Source organism: Terrabacter sp. 05T424 (genome assembly GCF_056396225.1).
Genome location: NZ_JBFTLB010000014.1, coordinates 59,483 through 77,035 on the forward strand (window position 1 = coordinate 59,483; position 17,553 = coordinate 77,035).

Below are 17,553 nucleotides of genomic sequence, written 5' to 3' on the forward strand. Positions count from 1 at the left end.
ACGGCATACGTGCTCGGGCGCGCGTGGTCGGGTGCGACGCGACGCGCCGATAGACTTCAGCGGGTGACCCTACGACTGTTCGACACCGCTACCCGGGAGCTGCGCGACTTCACGCCGCGCGAGACGGGCAAGGTCGGCATGTACATCTGTGGTCTCACGACGCAGGGTGCACCGCACATCGGGCACATCCGTTTCGCCGTCGCGTTCGACGTGCTGCGCCGCTGGCTCGAGACCGGTCACGGCTACGACGTGACGCTCGTGCGCAACGTGACCGACATCGACGACAAGGTGCTGCGCAAGGCCGCCGAGGCGGGTGAGGACTGGTTCGCCCTCACCTACCGCAACGAGCGGCTCACGTCGCAGGCGCTCGACGCGCTGGGCGTCGAGCCGGCCACCTACGAGCCGCGGGCCACCGGCCACGTGCCCGACATGATCACGCTGATGGAGACGCTCGTCGAGAAGGGCCACGCGTATGCCGCCCCCGACGGCAGCGGCGACGTGTACTTCGACGTGCGCTCGTGGCCCGAGTACGGCTCGCTCACGGGCCAGTCGCTCGACGACATGGCCAGTGCCGACGACGCCGACCCGCGAGGCAAGCGCGACCCGCGCGACTTCGCGCTCTGGAAGGGCCGCAAGTCCGACGAGCCCGAGAGCGCCTCGTGGCCGACGCCGTTCGGCATCGGCCGCCCCGGCTGGCACCTCGAGTGCTCGGCGATGGCGCGCCGCTGGCTCGGCGACGAGTTCGACATCCACGGCGGCGGCATCGACCTGCGCTTCCCGCACCACGAGAACGAGCAGGCGCAGTCGCGGGCCGCGGGGCTCGGCTTCGCCCGCTACTGGCTCCACAACGCGTGGGTGACGGTCAAGGGCCAGAAGATGGGCAAGTCGCTCGGCAACGCCCTCGAGGTGCGTCACCTGCTCGAGCAGACGCGGCCGATCGTGCTGCGCTACTACCTCACCGCCGCGCACTACCGCTCGATGATCGAGTACCACCCCGGGTCGCTCGACGAGGCAGCCGCCGCCGTCGAGCGCATCGAGGGCTTCCTCGAGCGTGCGTCGCGGCGAGGCGCCGTCGAGCCGCTCGCGGCCGACGCGCTTCCCGAGGCGTTCGTCGCCTCGATGGACGACGACCTCGGTGTCAGCGGGGCGCTCGCCGTCGTGCACGACACCGTGCGGGCCGGCAACAGTGCCCTCGACGAGGACGACGACGAGGCCGCGGTCGAGGCTGCTGCCGCGGTCATCGCGATGACCGAGGTGCTCGGCGTCAACCCGCTCGCGGCCCACTGGGGCTCCGGCGGCAGCCGCGAGGACGCCGCCGCCGAGCTCGCCCTCGACGCCCTGGTGCGCGCCCAGCTCGACGCCCGTCAGGTCGCCCGCCAGGAGCGCGACTTCGAGCGCGCCGACGAGATCCGCGACACGCTGACCGCGGTCGGCATCGAGATCACCGACACCCAGTCGGGCGCCCAGTGGTCGCTCGCCCGCCCCACGCGGGCAGGTGCGACCGACGCACCCGACCCACTCGACTCCACGAACGCGGCCCACGGGGCCGAGAAGGCACAGGGCTGACATGCCAGGCAACTCCCAACGGCGCGGCGCCATCCGCAAGGGTGGCAAGGGCGCATCCGTCGGTTCCGGCGGCCAGCGTCGCCGTGGCCTCGAGGGCAAGGGGCCCACGCCCAAGGCCGCCGACCGCGAGTACCACCCGGCCCACAAGCGGGCCAAGGCCGTGGCAAAGCGGGCCGGCTCCGGCGCGGGCGGGTCCGCTGGGCGAGGCCCGGCGCGGCCGGCGCGCAAGGCAAAGGGCTCGAGCGAGATGGTCTACGGCCGCAACTCGGTCGTCGAGGCGCTGCGCGCCGACATCCCCGTGGCGACGATGTACCTCGCCTCGCGCATCGACACCGACGACCGCGTCCGTGAGGCCCTCAAGCTCGCGAACCAGCGCGGCCTGGCCATCCTCGAGACACCCCGCGGCGAGCTCGACCGGCTCACCGACGGCGGTGTGCACCAGGGCCTCGCCCTGCAGGTGCCGCCCTACGACTACGCCCACCCGAACGACCTCATCGACCCCGAGATGCCGGGCATCCCGCTGATCGTGGCGCTCGACGGCATCACCGACCCGCGCAACCTCGGCGCGATCATCCGTTCGGTCGCGGCGTTCGGCGGCCACGGCGTCGTCGTGCCCGAGCGTCGCTCGGTCGGCATGACCGCGTCGGCGTGGAAGACCTCGGCCGGGGCCGCGGCCCGCGTGCCGGTCGCCAAGGCGAGCAACCTCAACCGGGCGCTCGAGGAGTTCAAGAAGGCCGGCTTCTTCATCCTCGGCCTCGACATGGACGGCGACGTCGAGCTGCCCGACCTGACCCTCGCCACCGAGCCGCTCGTCATCGTGACGGGTTCGGAGGGCAAGGGGCTCTCGCGCCTCGTCAGCGAGACCTGCGACCAGATCGTCTCGATCCCGATGAGCTCGGCTGTCGAGTCGCTCAACGCCGGGATCGCCACGGGCGTCACGCTCTACGAGATCGCCCGCCAGCGACGCGGCTGACGTAGGCCGTCCGCCCGGCCGGACGGCATACGTGCTCGGTGGCTTCACCTGCGTGAGCAAAGTGCGCCATGGCGCAGTTGGCGCGCATGGTTCGGTGGCTGTCGGCCGCGGGAAGTGCGCTGCGGCGCAGTTGGCGCGCTGTTCGGGGTGCGGTGCGGTGCTGTTCGGGGTGGGGCGAGAGGTCGGGTTCGGTGCTCGGGAACTCCGCGAGGGCCTGCGACGCTGGTCAATGTGACGTCGGTAGAGTTGTCGCTGGACAACTACGAGATGTAGTAACTATTGCGGCTGCATTCGGCAGCAGACAGAGGACGGAACCCGTGGCCAAGAGCAACCGCGCAGAGACGGCAGCCCGGGCAGCGAAGCTGCGTGCCGAAGCGGCCCGCAAGGACCGCCAGCGCACGCAGGTCATCGCGGCGTCGGTGGCCGTCGTCGTCGTGGTGATCGCCGTCGTCCTCGGCGTCGTCATCTCCAACCGTCCCAAGGACGCGCCCGCTGCCTCGGCGGGCGGGGCGGGGGCCACTGCGCTCGCCACGCTCCAGAAGCTGCCGGCGGACCTCCTCGACAAGGCGCCCGCACCGTCACCCTCCCAGGCACCGGCCAGGCTGCAGGGTGGCACGGCGCTCACGCAGGACGGCAAGCCCAAGGTCCTCTACATCGGGGCCGAGTACTGCCCGTTCTGCGCGATGGAGCGCTGGGCGCTCATCGGCGCGCTGTCGCGCTTCGGCACCTTCACCGGCATCACCGAGACGACGAGCTCGAGCACCGACGTGCACCCCGACACCCCGACCTTCTCGTTCAAGGACGCGAAGTTCACGAGCGACGTCCTGGCCTTCCAGGCGATCGAGACGCAGGACCGCAACGGCAAGCCGCTCCAGACGCTCGACGGCGACAACCTCGCGCTCTTCCAGAAGTTCAACCCCCAGGGGGGCATCCCGTGGATCACCTACGGCGGCACCACCGCCACCAACGGTGCGACGGTCGACGCCAACGCCTTCGAGGGCAAGACCTACGACCAGATCATCGCCGGCATCCAGGACCCGACCTCCGACATCGGCAAGACGGTCACCCCGGCCATCAACATGATCACCGCGCAGATCTGCGCGCAGACCAAGGGGCAGCCGGCCAACGTCTGCACGAGCCAGGGCGTGCAGTCCGCGTCCGTCCTGCTCAAGCGGTGACCTCGGGTGAGCTCGCTGCGTGACGACGTGACGACCGGCCGGTCCGAGCCGCCCGCCCCCCGGGTGCGGCCGGCCTGGCTCGCGCCGGTGACGCTGGTGCTCTCGGTCGTGGGGCTGCTCGTCTCCGGCTACCTGACCTTCGAGCACTTCACGGCCAACGCGACCCTCGCGTGCAGCATCGGGGGTCTGGTCGACTGCGCGAAGGTGACGACGAGTGCCTGGAGCACGTTCATGGGCGTCCCCGTGGCGCTGCTCGGGCTCGTCTTCTTCGTCGTGACGCTCGGCCTCTGCCTGCCCTCCGTGTGGCGCCGGCCGGAGCGGTGGCTCGACCTGGCGCGCATCGGCTGGCTCACCGTGGGCCTCGGCATGGCGCTCTACCTCGTGTGGGCCGAGCTCTACCGCATCCACTCGATCTGCCTGTGGTGCACGGCGGTCCACGTCGTCACGTTCGTGCTGTGGATCGCCGTGCTCTTCGGTCAGATCCTCTCGGGGCCGGCGGAGGACGGCGCGTAGGTTCCGCGCCCGTCGAGGTATGCCGTCGCGTCGAGTCGCGACGAACCACCTCGACCTGACTTGGCTGCGTCCCCGGTCGAGGTATGCCGTCGCGCTGGGTCGCAGCGCAGCACCTCGACCGATGTCGTTGCGGCTCAGTCCAACCGGCCGATGACCGGCATCTCCTCGGTGTCAACGCCCAGCACCGACTTCTCCTCGGGCTTGGCCGGGAGGACCGTCGCGAGGTAGTCCCGAAGGGCCTCCTCGATGGGCGTGTCGTGCCCGGCCCTCTCGCTCATGTACCAGCGGTGCTCGAGCACCTCGTGGAAGATCTCGGCGGGCTCGAGGCGGGTCTTGAGGTCGCGGGGGACCGCGCGGACCACGGGCTCGTAGCAGCGGGAGAGCCAGTCGTGCGCGACGATCTCCTCGTCGTCGCCCTGACGGTCGGTCGCTGCGGCGTACGCGTCGAGGTCGTTGAGCAGGCGGCGGGCCTGGTTCTCGCCGACGTCGAGGCCGGTGAGGCGCAGCAGGCGCCGTGAGTGGTGGCCTGCGTCGACGACCTTGGGGGTGATGACGATCTCGGTGCCGCCGATGTCGGTCGTGATCGAGAGCTCGTCGACGTCGAAGCCGAGCTCGTTGAGGCGCCGGATGCGCTCGTCGACGCGCCACCGGTCGCCGACCTCGAAGCGCTCGGTGCCGGTGAGGGCGCCCCAGAGCGTGTGGTAGCGCTCGATGATCGAGGCCGCCACCTCGAAAGGGTCGGCGGTCTCCTCGAGGAACCCGCCGGCATCGAGGTCCATCAGCTCGCCGGCGATGTTGACCTGGGCGATGTCGAGGTCGTGCTCGCGCTGCCCATCGGTGAGCCTGGCGTGCAGCTCGCCGGTCTCGGCGTCGACGAGGTGCGCGGCGAACGAGCCGGCGTCGCGCCGGAACAAGGTGTTCGACAGCGACACGTCGCCCCACCAGAAGCCCTCGAGGTGCAGGCGCACGAGCAGCAGGGCGAGGGCGTCCATGAGGCGCACCGCCGTGTCGGGCCGGAGGTTCTGGCTGTAGAGCGCGCGGTAGGGCAGCGAGAACTGCAGGTGGCGCGTGATGAGGCACGCGTCGAGCGGCTCGCCGTCGGCGGTGGTGCGGCCGTGGACGACGCCGAACGGCTCGACGCAGGGCACGTCGAGGCGACGCAGGTTGCGCAGCATGGCGTACTCGCGGTCGGCGATGTCGTCCTTGATCTCCTTGACCGCCAGCACTCGTGGGCCGAGCTTGACGAAGCGGACGACGTGGCGGGAGATGCCGCGGGGGAGGGCCGCCAGGTAGGACTCGGGCCACTCCTCGAGCGGGCTCGACCAGGGCAGGTCGAGCAGGGCGGACTCGGGTCGCGCGGTGGTGATCTCGAGGGTCACACGGTCATCGTGGCACGGTCACGTGACAGACGTCGATCAGCCCACCGCGCGAGCGCGGCGAGGGCCAGGAACAGCACGGCGATCCCGGCGTAGTTCAGCAGCGTCGAGCGGTACCCGATCCGGTCCACGTCGATGAACGGGTAGGGGTACCAGTCCACGGCCGGCCCGAGGGCGAGCGTCGCGACGAGCCAGACGACGGGCCAGATCAGGGACGGCAGCACGTCTGCGCGCGTGACGAATCCGCGCGGGCCGAACACGATCCACCCGAAAGGTCAGCAGCGGCACGACGATGTGGGGCAGCCGGTCGCAGAGCAGGTTGAGGGCGGTGTAGTTCGCCGAGGGTGGCAGGGCGGCGGCCAGATGCCGAGTGCCGCCCGACCCGCCACTCTCGTCACAGGCGCGAGCCCAGGGCCACGGAGCGACACTGTGCAGCATCCTGTCGAGCCTTGCGCCGCAACGCTGCTGGGCCGGCACCCACACGGGGTGCCGGCCCAACGGCATACCTGGTCAGACTCCGGTCAGTTGCCCACGCGCAGACCCGACTCCGAATTGAAGACGTGCACGTGGCCCGGCTTCGGCTTGAGATAGATCTTGTCGCCCTTCTCCGGCGGACGACGACCGTCGACGCGCGCGATGAAGGGGACGGCGCCGGCGTTCTCGCCAGTGGCCTCGAGGAGCTTCTGCTCGCTCGAGCCGTAGATGTAGGCGTCGGCGCCGAGCTCCTCGACGACGTCGACCGTGACCGGGATGCCGGACTGGTCGGACGAGAGGTCGAGGTCCTCAGGGCGGACACCGAGGGTGACCTCCTTGCCGACACCCGCGAGGTCCTCGCGGGAGACCGGCACGGTGTGGCCGTGGAGGTCGACGCCGCCGTCGGTGACCGGGACGCTCATGAGATTCATGGCGGGCGAGCCGATGAAGCCGGCCACGAAGACGTTGGCCGGGTGGTCGTACATCCGGCGGGGGCTGTCGCACTGCTGCAGGATGCCGTCCTTGAGCACCGCGACGCGGTCACCCATCGTCATGGCCTCGACCTGGTCGTGCGTCACGTAGACCGTCGTGACGCCGAGGCGGCGCTGGAGCGAGGCGATCTGCGTGCGCGTCTGGACGCGCAGCTTGGCGTCGAGGTTCGAGAGCGGTTCGTCCATGAGGAACACCTGGGGCGAACGGACGATCGCGCGACCCATGGCGACGCGCTGGCGCTGGCCACCGGAGAGGGCCTTCGGCTTGCGGTCGAGGTACGGCGTCAGGTCGAGGATCTTGGCGGCCTCTTCGACGCGTTTGCGGATCTCGGACTTGTCGACGCCGGCGATCTTGAGCGCGAAGCCCATGTTGTCGGCGACCGTCATGTGCGGGTAGAGCGCGTAGTTCTGGAACACCATCGCGACGTCGCGGTCCTTGGGGGACAGGTTCGTCACGTCGCGGTCGCCGATGAGGATGCGTCCGCCGTTGACCTCCTCGAGGCCGGCGAGCATGCGCAGGGACGTGGACTTGCCACATCCGGAGGGCCCGACGAGGACGAGGAACTCCCCGTCCGCGATCTCGATGTTGAGCTTGTCGACGGAGGGAATCGGGTTCCCTGGGTACTGCCTCGTCGCGTTGTCGAACGTCACAGTTGCCATGGCTTCATTGCCTTCCTTCACCGGCAGGAACGTGCCGGACGATCCGTTGTAAAGGTGTGCCTGCCCGGGTGAGCAGGCATCGCCATCATGTCCCATGCCGCTCGGCTTGACCACCCTCGTCCGTCGCAGGTGCCACCCTCGCTCTTCGGGTTGTATCCAGAATGTTGCAAAAAGTTGCTGCAAGCGGTGGTCCAACCCCTTGCAATTTCTTGCTAATGTCCGGGGCACAAACCGGTGGCGGCGTGTGCCACCTGGCTTCAAAGGAGAATCCATGCACAAGCGTGCGCTCGGCGCTGCTGCCGTCACGGGTGTTGCCGCCCTGGCCCTCAGCGCCTGCGGTGGGTCCAGCCCCACCACCCCGTCCAACACCGGCGCCGCCGGCACGAGCAAGGCCGCTGCCACCACCACCGGCACGCCGGAGACGCCGAGCGGCACCGCTGCTCCCGTCCGTGACGCCAACGTCGACCTGGTCATCTGGACGGACGCCGACCGCTCCAAGGCGGTCCAGAAGTACGCCGACCAGTTCGCCGCCGAGAACGGCATCACGGTCAAGGTCCAGATCGCGACCGACACCCGCACCCAGTTCAAGGACGCCACCAAGGTCGGCAAGGGTCCCGACGTCATCGTCGGCGCCCACGACTGGCTCGGCGAGCTCGTCCAGAACTCGACGGTCGCCCCCGTCAACCTCTCGGCCGACGTGGCCGCCAAGTTCCTGCCGACCGCCATCGCGGCGACGAAGTTCAACGGCCAGTCCTACGGCGTGCCCTACGCCGTCGAGAACATCGGCCTCATGTACAACAAGGACCTCGTCCCGAACCCGCCGAAGACCATGGACGAGCTCGTCGCCACGGGCGAGAAGCTCGTCAAGGAGGGCAAGGCCAAGCAGGTCATGTCCCAGTTCGTCTCCAAGGTCGGCAACGCGTACTTCGCCTACCCGTACCTCGCGGCCTTCCCCGAGGGCGGCATCTTCGCCACGAAGGCCAACGGCGACTACGACCCGAACAAGCTGCTCGTGAACAGCGCCGGCTCGGTCAAGGGCGGCGACGTCCTCGCGGCGCTCGGCAAGCAGAAGGTCCTCTCGACCAACGTCGACGACACGAACCAGGACGCGATCTTCGACTCGAAGGCCGCCCCGTTCATGATCAGCGGCCCGTGGAGCGTCGCCAAGGCCAAGGCCGCCGGCATCAACTACGGCATCGCCCCGCTGCCCAGCCTCACCGGTGGCGGCGCCATGCAGCCGTTCCTCGGTGTGCAGATGTTCTACGTCTCGAGCAAGGCCAAGAACGCCGCCCTCGCGCAGGAGTTCGTCACGAACTACATCCCGCGCAAGGACGTCCAGCTGGCGCTCTTCGAGGTCGGCAAGCGTCCGCCGGCCCTCAAGGAGGCCTACGACGAGGTCTCGGCGACCGACCCCGACGTCAAGGCCTGGTACGAGGCCGGCACGGGCGGCAAGCCGATGCCGAACATCCCGGCGATGAACTCGGTCTGGGGCCCCTTCGGCCAGGCGACCGCTGACATCATCTCCGGCAAGGCCGGTGCCAAGGAGCGTCTCGACGCTGCGGCCAAGGAGATCGCGGCCAACATCGCCAAGGGCTGAGCTCCCTTGATCTGAATGGGACTCCGGGGTCTGCCGTTCTGGCGGACCCCGGAGTCCCGGCCCAGCCGGCGCGGCCCGGTCGAGGCCACCCCGGAGTCCCGAGATGCTGAGCTCGTGGCGCTCCGCCCCCTCCGTGCACCTACGGCAACGGCGCCGGCTCGGCGCAAAAGGACGTGTCACATGACCAAGCCCATCGCGCTCACGATCAAGTGGGTCCTCATCGCCGCGACGCTGGCCGGCATCCTGTGGATCGCCGCCAAGCTCGCCGCGGCAGGCAACCTGCCGGCAGTCATCATCGCGGGCATGGTGCTGATGGCAGTCCTCGCGGTCTACGCGACCCGCCGCGCCGTCCCGCTGAAGTACCTCGTGCCGGGCCTGGTCTTCATGGCCCTCTTCCAGCTCTTCCCGGTGATCTACACCGCGAACCTCTCGCTGACGAACTACGGCGACGGCCACCTCAACACCAAGGAGCAGTCGGTCACCGACATCATCGCCCAGTCGGTGCGTGAGGTCCCCAACACGCCGCGCTACAAGATGTCGGTCGCGACCAAGGAGGGCCAGAGTGCCGACACCGGCGACCTCGTCCTGCTGCTGACCAAGCCCGACGGCTCGACGTTCGTCGGTGACAAGGAGGGTCTCGAGACCCTCGACCCGGCCGGCGTCGAGAAGACGCCCGTCGGCAAGATCACCAAGGCACCCGGCTTCACGATCCTCAACGCCAGGCAGGTCAACGCCCGCAAGGATCTCCAGACCCTGGCCGTCCCCACGAGTGACGGTGGCGGCATCAAGCCAGTCGGTCTGTCCGAGGCCTTCGAGGGCAAGTCGACCGTCAGCTACGACGCCAAGGCCGACCGCCTCACCGACACCGCCACCTCGCCGCCGACGGTCTACGAGCCGCGCGACGCCCGGTGGGTCAACACCGCCGACGCCACCCAGTCCTTCCCCCAGGGCTGGAAGGAGAACATCGGTCTCTCCAACTACACGCGGATCCTCACCGACGACACGATCCGCAGCGGCTTCATCAAGATCTTCATCTGGAACGTCATCTTCGCGGTCGTGTCCGTGCTCTCGACGTTCCTGCTCGGCATGCTGATCGCGCTGCTCTTCAACGACCCGAAGCTGCGGGGCAAGGGCATCTACCGCTCGCTCCTGATCCTCCCGTACGCGTTGCCCGGCTTTGTCACGGCGCTGGTGTGGAAGGGCATGTTCAACCAGGACTACGGCATCATCAACCAGACGCTGGGGCTCGGCATCGACTGGCTCGGCACCGACCTGGGGGCCAAGGCCGCGATCCTCATCACGAACCTGTGGCTCGGGTTCCCCTACATGTTCATCGTGTGCACCGGTGCGCTGCAGTCGATCCCGCAGGACGTGCGAGAGGCTGCGACGATCGACGGCGCCAACGCCTTCCGCACCCTGCGCTCGATCATCATGCCGTTGCTGCTCGTCGCCGTCGGGCCGCTGCTGCTCGCGTCGTTCGCCTTCAACTTCAACAACTTCGGTCTCATCTACCTGCTGACCAAGGGCGGCCCGTTCAACGGTGCCGACACCTCGATCGGGTCGAGCGACCTGCTCATCACGTACGCGTACCGCCTGGCCTTCTCGGGCACCGCGCCCAACTACGGCTTCGCGGCCGCGGTCTCGGTCGTGATCTTCCTGCTCGTGGCGCTCATGAGCATCCCGGGCTTCCGGCGCACCAAGGCCCTCGAGGAGGTCAACTGATGTCCACCGTCAACGCTCCCGTCCCCACCGACCCCCGTCTCGAGGCGCGTGTCGAGACCGAGACCGCTCGAAGCACGCCGGCGTCGCCCAAGCGGTCGGGGCTCGGCGGCAGCGTGTGGTGGCGCCACGTCCTCGGCCTCGTCGCCCTCGCGTGGGCGCTGTTCCCGATCCTGTTCATCTGGTCGGCCGCGACGAATCCCAGCGGCACGCTGAACACGGCGAGCCTGTGGCCCTCGGGCTTCTCGACGGCGAACTTCACCACGCTGTTCAGTGACAGCTCGCGGCCGTTCTGGAGCTGGTACAAGAACTCGATGATCATCTCGTTCGTCGGGGCGGTCGGCGCGGTGTTCATCGGCGCCTGTGCGGCATACGCCTTCTCCCGCCTGCGGTTCAAGGGGCGGCGCGGCGGCATGATGTTCCTGCTGCTGACGACGTTCTTCCCGGCGCTGCTCGCCATCGTCGCGATGTACATCATCTTCGCCGGCATCGGTGACGCCCTTCCGTCCTTCGGCCTCAACACCCTGACGGGCCTGATCCTCGCCTACCTCGGCGGCGCACTCGGTGCCAATGTCTGGCTGCTCAAGGGCTACTTCGACACGGTGCCCCGCGAGCTCGACGAGGCGGCGATCGTCGACGGCGCGAGCCACGCCCGCATCTTCTTCACCATGACGCTGCGCCTCGTCATGCCGATCCTCGTCACGGTCTTCATGCTCGTCTTCGTCGGCCTCTACGGCGAGTTCATGCTCGCCAGCGTCTTCCTCACCGACGTCGAGACGCAGACGCTCGGTGTGGGCCTCTACGGCATGACCCTCGGCAACAACGCCAACGAGCTCTTCGGCCCGTTCGCCGCCGGCGCCCTGCTCGGCTCCATCCCGGTCATGCTGCTCTACCTGGCCTTCCAGAAGCAGCTCGTCGGCGGACTCACCACCGGATCCGTCAAGTGAGCCCTGCCCCGACCCGCCGCGACACGTGGCTGAGCCAGCCGCACCACGACGGGTCGGGGCGGTACGTCTCGAACCAGGCCCCCCGTCTCGGTGATCGAGTCGACGTGCTCGTACGCGTGCCGGTAGAGGCCGAGGTCGACGCCGTCCACGTGCGCACCGCACCCGACGGTGAGGCGACGTTCACCGTCGCCAAGAAGGTGCGCACCACGGCGAGCGACGACTGGTGGCGCGCGACACTGACCTGCCACAATCCGGTCACCAACTACCGCTTCCTGCTCACGGGCGGCCCGACGAAGTATGCCTGGCTGAACGGCACCGGCGTGCACCACCGCGACGTCCCCGACGCGAGCGACTTCCGCATCGTCGCCCACGCCTCGCCGCCGCCGGAGTGGGCGCTCGGCTCGGTCGTCTACCAGATCTTCCCCGACCGCTTCGCCCGCTCGAAGGGCGCCGACAAGCACGAGACGCCCGACTGGGCGATCCCGGCCGCCTGGTCCGACCCGGTCGACACCAGCCCGAGGGGAGTCGCCCACCAGCTCTACGGCGGCGACCTCGACGGCATCACCGAGCACCTCGACCACCTCGAGTCGCTCGGCGTCGACGTCGTCTACATGACGCCGTTCTTCCCCGCTCGGTCCAACCATCGCTACGACGCGTCGTCGTTCGAGCAGATCGACCCGCTGCTGGGCGGGGCGCCGGCGCTGCGGCGCCTGACCAAGGCCGCGCACGACCGCGGCCTCAAGGTGATGGGCGACTTCACGACCAACCACACGGGCAACGCCCACGAGTGGTTCCTCAAGGCGGCCGGCCCGGGTGGGAAGAACGCCCCCGAGCGTGACTTCTACATCTGGGAGGACGGCAACTACGTCGCCTGGCTCGGGGTGCCCTCACTGCCCAAGCTCAACCACCTCAACGCCGCTCTGCGCCACCGGATCTTCGAGGACGCCCAGGGAGTCGTACGCAAGTGGCTCGGCCGCTCGGGTGGCCTCGACGGCTGGCGGGTCGACGTCGCCAACATGACCGGCCGCTGGCGCGCCACCGACGTCAACCACGACGTGGCCCGTCAGATGCGCGACGTGATGGGTCGGGTGGCACCCGATGCCCTCCTCGTCGGGGAGCACTTCCACGACTACACCGTCGACATGCCCGGCGACGGCTGGCACGGCGTCATGAACTACGCGGGCTTCTGCAAGCCGGCGTGGACATGGCTCCGGAAGGAGTCCAAGGACCCGCGGTTCCTCGGCGCACCGGTACGGCTGCCCCTGCTCGACGCAGGTTCCGTCGTCGAGACGATGCGCGACTTCACGTCGCGCATCGCGTGGCAGTCGCTCGTCCACTCGTTCAACCTCGTCGGCTCGCACGACGTGCCCCGCATCCGCACCCTCGTGGGCCCGGAGTCCGTCGAGGTCGCAGCCGGCCTGCTCTTCACCTTCCCGTCGATGCCGATGCTCACCTACGGCGACGAGATCGGCATGGAGGGCACCTTCGGCGAGGACGGTCGCCGTCCGATGCCGTGGGACCAGAGCGACTGGGACACAGAGACGCTCGACGTCTACAAGGGCCTGATCGCCGCTCGCCAGAGCTCGATCGCGCTGCGTCGCGGCGGTCTTCGCTGGGTGCACGCCGAGGGCGACGCCATGGTCTACCTGCGCGAGACGCTCGACGAGGTCGCCCTCGTCCATGTCGCCCGCGCAGCGCACGACCCGGTCGTCCTCGACCCGCGGCACCTCGCCGGAATCGAGTCCGGCGCACCGGTATACGGACTTCGCCCGAAGATCGGCAAACGTGCTGTCACACTGAGCGCCACCGGGCCGGGCGTCAGCATCTGGACCTGGCGCCCCGCCGACGACGGGGCACGTCACGTGCGACGAAGGGGGAGGTGACGTGAAGGCACGACTGCGAGACATCGCCGACCAGGCGAGCGTGTCAGAGGCCACCGTGTCGCGAGTGCTCAACGGCAAGCCGGGGGTGGCAGAGTCCACCCGCCAGGCGGTGTTGACGGCTCTCGACGTGCTCGGCTACGACCGGCCGAGTCGCTTGCGGCGCAAGAGCGCCGGGCTCGTGGGACTCATCGTCCCGGAGCTGACCAACCCCATCTTCCCGGCGTTCGCACAGATCATCGAGAACTCCCTCGCGCAGAACGGCTACACGCCGGTGCTGTGCACGCAGGTCGCGGGCGGGGTGCACGAGGACGACTACGTCCAGATGCTGCTCGAGCGCGGTGTCGCCGGCATCATCTTCATCTCCGGCCTGCACGCCGACACGACGACCGACCCCGACCGCTACATCGCGCTGCGTGACCGCAACCTGCCGCTCGTGCTCGTCAACGGGTTCATCGAGGGGGTCGACGCGCCGTTCATCAGCAACGACGACGTCGCCTCGATGGGGCTCGCCCTCGAGCACCTCGTCAGCCTCGGCCACCGCGAGATCGGCCTGGCCGTGGGTCCCGACCGCTACGTCCCGGTCATCCGCAAGATCACGGGCTTCCGGCACTCGATGCAGGAGCTGACCGGGCGCTCCGACGTCGACGACCTGATCGAGCGCTCGCTCTTCAGCGTCGAGGGCGGGGCGTCTGCCGCCGGTCGGCTGCTCGACCGTGGCGCGACGGCCGTCGTCTGCGGCTCGGACCTCATGGCCCTCGGCGCCATCCGTGAGGCGCGCAAGCGCGGCCTCAGCGTGCCACGCGACTTCTCGGTCGTCGGCTACGACGACTCGACCCTGATCGCGTTCACCGACCCACCGCTGACCACGGTGCGCCAGAGCGTCAACGCGATGAGCGCCGCGACAGTGCGGGCGCTGCTCGACGAGATCGCCGGCCAGCCCTCTCCCAGAGCGGAGTACGTCTTCCGTCCCGAGCTCGTCGTCCGCGGGTCGACGGGTGCCGTCCGGCGCCACTGACCTCGCTGCTCGGCGGCGCGCGCTGGCACCAGCGCTCGGTCAGCGGGCCGACTCAGCCGGGCATACGTGGCGGGGCGGATCGAGGACCGGAAGCGCGCCAACTCAGCCCGGGCGCCGACAACGCTTGCGTATGCCGGCCGGCGCGGTGGGGCGGTCAGCCGGCGACGTGGGCGGCTGAGGCCAGACGGCAGAGCTCGGCGAGCAGCTCGGCGACCGCCGCCTCGTCGTCGACGCGGTAGTGCGCCGCCGTGGAACCGGTTCCGACCTTGACGGTGACGTCCTCCGGGCGGGTCATCCGCATGAAGGCGTCCTCGTCGGTGACGTCGTCGCCGAGGTAGACCCGCGCCGTGGCACCGACGTGGCGACCGAGCGCCGTGACGGCAGAGCCCTTGTCGGCGTGCGACACCGACAGCTCGAGCACCGACTTGCCCTTGAGCACCTTGACTCCCGGGTGGTCGAGCGCGACCCGGCGGGCGTCGGCGATGGCCGCGTCGCCGATCTCGCGCGGCACGCCGCGGACGTGGACGACGACGGCCGCCGACTTGTACTCGATGCCGGCCTCGGGGTGCGACTCCTTGACGAGCGTCTCGATGTCGGAACGCAGCTCGGCGAGGGTCACCTCGTCGTCGGGCGTGACGGCGGCGGCCTCCATCGCCTCGCGGACGGCGGAACTCGACGACTCAGCGCCGTGGCTGCCGATGAGGACGATCTCCTCGTCGGGTCGTAGGCCGGTCAGGGTGCGGAGGGTCTCGAGGTCACGCCCGGACACGACGGCGACGTGGACGTGGGGGAGCGCCGCCAAAGCACGGAGGGTGTCCATGGCACCCGGCACCGGGGTGACGTCCATGGGGTCGGACTCGAAGGGTGCGAGCACGCCGTCGAAGTCGGTCGCGACGAGCAGCGTGGACGCACCGGCTGCGCGCTTCAGGACCTCGGCGCCGGGGGACTCGACGCTCACGAGCGAGAACCGCTGCGTGACGAGCCGGACTGCCTTGCAGTGCCGGACTGTTCGCTCGGTGACGGCATCAGCGGTGTCTCCTCGGCGTGCGGCGTCGGGCGGCCGCGCGGGTCGGGGCGGGGCTGCTCGGGGGCGGCGTCCAGCGCTGCGAGGTAGCGGGCGGCCCAGCGCTGCACGTCGTGGTCGGCGACGCGGCGGCGCAGCGCCTTCATGATGCGCTGCTTGTCCTTGGTGGGGGTGTTGATGGCACGCAGGATGGTCTGCTTGAGGCCCTCGATGTCGTGCGGGTTGCACGCGAACGCCTGGTGCAGCTCGTGCCAGGCCCCGGTGAACTCCGAGAGGACGAGAGCGCCCCCGAGGTCGTGGCGGCACGTGACGTACTCCTTGGCGACGAGGTTCATGCCGTCGCGCAGGGGCGTCACGAGCATGACGTCGGCCGCCTGGAACAGGGCCGCCATCTCCTCGCGGGGGTAGGAGTGGTGCAGGTAGTGCACCGCCGGCGCGCCGATCTGGCCGAGCTCACCGTTGATGCGGCCGACCGTCTGCTCGATCTCGTTGCGCAGCTTGCGGTAGGCGTCGACACGCTCACGGCTCGGGGTCGCAACCTGCAGGAGGGTGACGTCGGGCGGCCCGATGCGCCGTTCGGACAACAGCTCCTCGTAGGCCTTGAGCCGGTGCCGGATGCCCTTGGTGTAGTCGAGGCGGTCGACGCCGAGCATGAGCACCTTCGGGTTGCCGAGGCTCTCGCGGATCTCGCGGACGCGCGCCATGACGTCGGGTCGCTTGGCGAGCTGCTCGAGGCCCTGGAAGTCGACGGAGATCGGGATGGCCGCCGCCCGGACCTGGCGCTGCGCCCCCTCGACGGTGACGCGGTCACCCTTTGTCGGGGCGCCGAGCAGCTGTCGGCACGCGCGCACGAAGTTGCGGGCGTCGGCCTGCCGCTGGAAGCCGAGGAAGTCGGCGCCGAGCAGGCCCTCGAGCAGCTGCGCGCGCCAGGGCAGCTGGGCGAAGAGCTCGACGGGAGGGAACGGGATGTGGTTGAACCAGCCGATGCGCACGTCAGGACGCAGTCGGCGCACCAGCGCGGGCACGAGCTGCAGCTGGTAGTCCTGCACCCACACGCGGGCGCCCTCGGCGGCCACCTCGGCGATGGCCTGGGCGAACCGCTCGTTGACGGCGCGGTAGGCAGCCCACCACTCGCGGTGGAAGGTCGCGGGGACGATGACGTCGTGGTAGATCGGCCACAGGGTGTCGTTGGAGAAGCCCTCGTAGTAGTCGCGGACCTCGTCGGCCGAGAGGGCGATCGGGTGCAGGTGGATGCCGTCCTCGTCGAACGGATCGGGCGCGTCGCCGGCGTCGCCGGCCCACCCGATCCAGGCCCCGGGCTGGCTGCGCATGACGGACTCCATCGCGGTGACCAGGCCGCCAGGACTGCGGCGCCACTCGACCTGGCCGTCGTCGGTGACGACCTTGTCGACAGGCAGTCGGTTCGCGGCGATGACGAGGTCAAAGGTCGGACGTTCGGACGGCACCCAATCAGCTCCTGCGGTTCGAGGGGACTCGACCGGGCCCACACCGCTCCGCGGGACGGGCCCGAGGCGGGGGTGGGCTGCGATCGGTCTCACTCTAACGAGCGAACGGTGGCGCCCGGTGCGGTCCCGTTCTAGGGTCAAGTCAGGGCATCTCTGGCGGAGCAGGTTCGAGCCGCCGAGGGCATCGCGCCGAGGTGAAGGAGTCGCCGTGAAGATTTCCGACGTGCTGCGCAACAAGGGCAGCGAGGTCATCACCATCAAGCCCGACGAGACGGTGGCGACGCTGCTCGCCCTGCTCGACGAGCACCGCATCGGCGCCGTGGTCGTGAGCACCGACGGTGGGTCCGTCGACGGCATCGTCAGCGAGCGCGACATCGTGCGACACCTGCACGGCACCGGCCCCAGCATCCTCGAGGCCCCCGTCTCGCAGATCATGACGAGCGAGGTCACCACCGGACAGGCGACCGACAACATCGCCGACCTCGCCGGCACGATGACCGAGATGCGTGTGCGCCACGTGCCCATCGTCGACGCCGACGGGCGCCTCTCGGCGATCGTCAGCATCGGCGACATCGTCAAGCACCGGCTCTCCGAGCTGCAGTCCGAGCGCGACCAGCTGCGCGACTACATCACCAGCTGAGGTCCCCGACCGGCCGTCGGCGCAGACCGGA

At 69.6% G+C, this 17,553-nt stretch carries 15 protein-coding genes; 10 read left to right on the forward strand and 5 right to left on the reverse strand.

What is annotated here, in order from left to right; all coding sequences use genetic code 11:
• The first annotated feature begins 63 nt into the window (after positions 1–63).
• The 4 genes from cysS (at position 64) to AC1DE0_RS20875 (ending at position 4,230) form a co-directional block, all read left to right on the forward strand.
• Positions 64–1,566, forward strand: coding sequence for a cysteine--tRNA ligase (gene cysS, locus AC1DE0_RS20860; RefSeq protein WP_478105244.1), 1,503 nt, complete (start codon positions 64–66; stop codon positions 1,564–1,566).
• A 1-nt stretch (position 1,567) separates the two neighbouring features.
• Positions 1,568–2,539, forward strand: a complete 972-nt coding sequence (rlmB, locus tag AC1DE0_RS20865) for a 23S rRNA (guanosine(2251)-2'-O)-methyltransferase RlmB (RefSeq protein ID WP_478105246.1) — start codon at positions 1,568–1,570, stop codon at positions 2,537–2,539.
• Positions 2,540–2,856: 317 nt separating this feature from the next.
• Positions 2,857–3,717, forward strand: a complete 861-nt coding sequence (locus AC1DE0_RS20870; RefSeq protein WP_478105248.1) for a DUF929 family protein — start codon at positions 2,857–2,859, stop codon at positions 3,715–3,717.
• 6 nt (positions 3,718–3,723) lie between these two features.
• On the forward strand, positions 3,724–4,230 hold the full coding sequence (locus tag AC1DE0_RS20875; RefSeq protein WP_478105250.1) for a vitamin K epoxide reductase family protein: 507 nt from the start codon (positions 3,724–3,726) through the stop codon (positions 4,228–4,230).
• 134 nt (positions 4,231–4,364) lie between these two features.
• Here AC1DE0_RS20875 and AC1DE0_RS20880 read toward each other — a convergent pair whose 3' ends face one another.
• The 3 genes from AC1DE0_RS20880 to AC1DE0_RS20890 form a co-directional block, all read right to left on the reverse strand.
• Entirely contained in the window at positions 4,365–5,609 is a 1,245-nt protein-coding gene (locus tag AC1DE0_RS20880) for a DUF4032 domain-containing protein (RefSeq protein ID WP_478105255.1), read from the reverse strand.
• Positions 5,606–5,866, reverse strand: a complete 261-nt coding sequence (locus AC1DE0_RS20885) for a Pr6Pr family membrane protein (protein ID WP_478105257.1) — start codon at positions 5,864–5,866, stop codon at positions 5,606–5,608. The genes AC1DE0_RS20880 and AC1DE0_RS20885 overlap by 4 nt, the downstream gene beginning before the upstream one ends.
• A 261-nt stretch (positions 5,867–6,127) precedes the next feature.
• A complete protein-coding gene (locus tag AC1DE0_RS20890; RefSeq protein ID WP_478105260.1) occupies positions 6,128–7,231 on the reverse strand; it encodes an ABC transporter ATP-binding protein in 1,104 nt (367 codons plus the stop codon).
• Positions 7,232–7,502: 271 nt separating this feature from the next.
• Between AC1DE0_RS20890 and AC1DE0_RS20895 the strand changes: the two genes are divergently transcribed.
• The 5 genes from AC1DE0_RS20895 to AC1DE0_RS20915 all read left to right on the forward strand — a co-directional run bounded on the left by AC1DE0_RS20895 (position 7,503) and on the right by AC1DE0_RS20915 (position 14,392).
• Positions 7,503–8,828 carry a sugar ABC transporter substrate-binding protein gene (locus AC1DE0_RS20895; protein WP_478105262.1) on the forward strand — a complete coding sequence of 442 codons (1,326 nt, stop codon included), beginning with the start codon at positions 7,503–7,505 and terminating at the stop codon, positions 8,826–8,828.
• Between the two features lie 180 nt (positions 8,829–9,008).
• Positions 9,009–10,550 (forward strand): ABC transporter permease subunit, encoded by a 1,542-nt coding sequence (locus AC1DE0_RS20900; protein WP_478105265.1) that lies wholly within the window; start codon positions 9,009–9,011, stop codon positions 10,548–10,550.
• On the forward strand, positions 10,550–11,494 hold the full coding sequence (locus AC1DE0_RS20905) for a sugar ABC transporter permease (RefSeq protein ID WP_478105267.1): 945 nt from the start codon (positions 10,550–10,552) through the stop codon (positions 11,492–11,494). The genes AC1DE0_RS20900 and AC1DE0_RS20905 overlap by 1 nt, the downstream gene beginning before the upstream one ends.
• Positions 11,491–13,377 carry a glycoside hydrolase family 13 protein gene (locus AC1DE0_RS20910; RefSeq protein WP_478105269.1) on the forward strand — a complete coding sequence of 629 codons (1,887 nt, stop codon included), beginning with the start codon at positions 11,491–11,493 and terminating at the stop codon, positions 13,375–13,377. Before AC1DE0_RS20905 ends, AC1DE0_RS20910 begins: the two co-directional genes overlap by 4 nt.
• A gap of 1 nt (position 13,378) precedes the next feature.
• Entirely contained in the window at positions 13,379–14,392 is a 1,014-nt protein-coding gene (locus AC1DE0_RS20915; protein WP_478105271.1) for a LacI family DNA-binding transcriptional regulator, read from the forward strand.
• Between the two features lie 154 nt (positions 14,393–14,546).
• Here AC1DE0_RS20915 and otsB read toward each other — a convergent pair whose 3' ends face one another.
• Together otsB and AC1DE0_RS20925 are read right to left on the reverse strand one after the other, a co-directional pair.
• Positions 14,547–15,350, reverse strand: a complete 804-nt coding sequence (gene otsB, locus AC1DE0_RS20920) for a trehalose-phosphatase (RefSeq protein ID WP_478105273.1) — start codon at positions 15,348–15,350, stop codon at positions 14,547–14,549.
• The gene (locus AC1DE0_RS20925; RefSeq protein ID WP_478105275.1) at positions 15,347–16,882 is read right to left on the reverse strand and encodes an alpha,alpha-trehalose-phosphate synthase (UDP-forming); all 1,536 of its coding nucleotides are present in this window, start codon (positions 16,880–16,882) and stop codon (positions 15,347–15,349) included. The genes otsB and AC1DE0_RS20925 overlap by 4 nt, the downstream gene beginning before the upstream one ends.
• Before the next feature lie 208 nt (positions 16,883–17,090).
• Between AC1DE0_RS20925 and AC1DE0_RS20930 the strand changes: the two genes are divergently transcribed.
• Positions 17,091–17,522, forward strand: a complete 432-nt coding sequence (locus AC1DE0_RS20930) for a CBS domain-containing protein (protein ID WP_478105277.1) — start codon at positions 17,091–17,093, stop codon at positions 17,520–17,522.
• The last annotated feature ends 31 nt before the right edge of the window (positions 17,523–17,553 follow it).

Coding starts and splice junctions, on each gene's coding strand:
- rlmB (WP_478105246.1), top strand. CDS start 1,568: ATGCCAGGCAACTCCCAACGGCGCGGCGCCATCCGCAAGGGTGGCAAG.
- AC1DE0_RS20905 (WP_478105267.1), top strand. CDS start 10,550: ATGTCCACCGTCAACGCTCCCGTCCCCACCGACCCCCGTCTCGAGGCG.
- AC1DE0_RS20895 (WP_478105262.1), top strand. CDS start 7,503: ATGCACAAGCGTGCGCTCGGCGCTGCTGCCGTCACGGGTGTTGCCGCC.
- AC1DE0_RS20900 (WP_478105265.1), top strand. CDS start 9,009: ATGACCAAGCCCATCGCGCTCACGATCAAGTGGGTCCTCATCGCCGCG.
- AC1DE0_RS20890 (WP_478105260.1), bottom strand. CDS start 7,231: ATGGCAACTGTGACGTTCGACAACGCGACGAGGCAGTACCCAGGGAAC.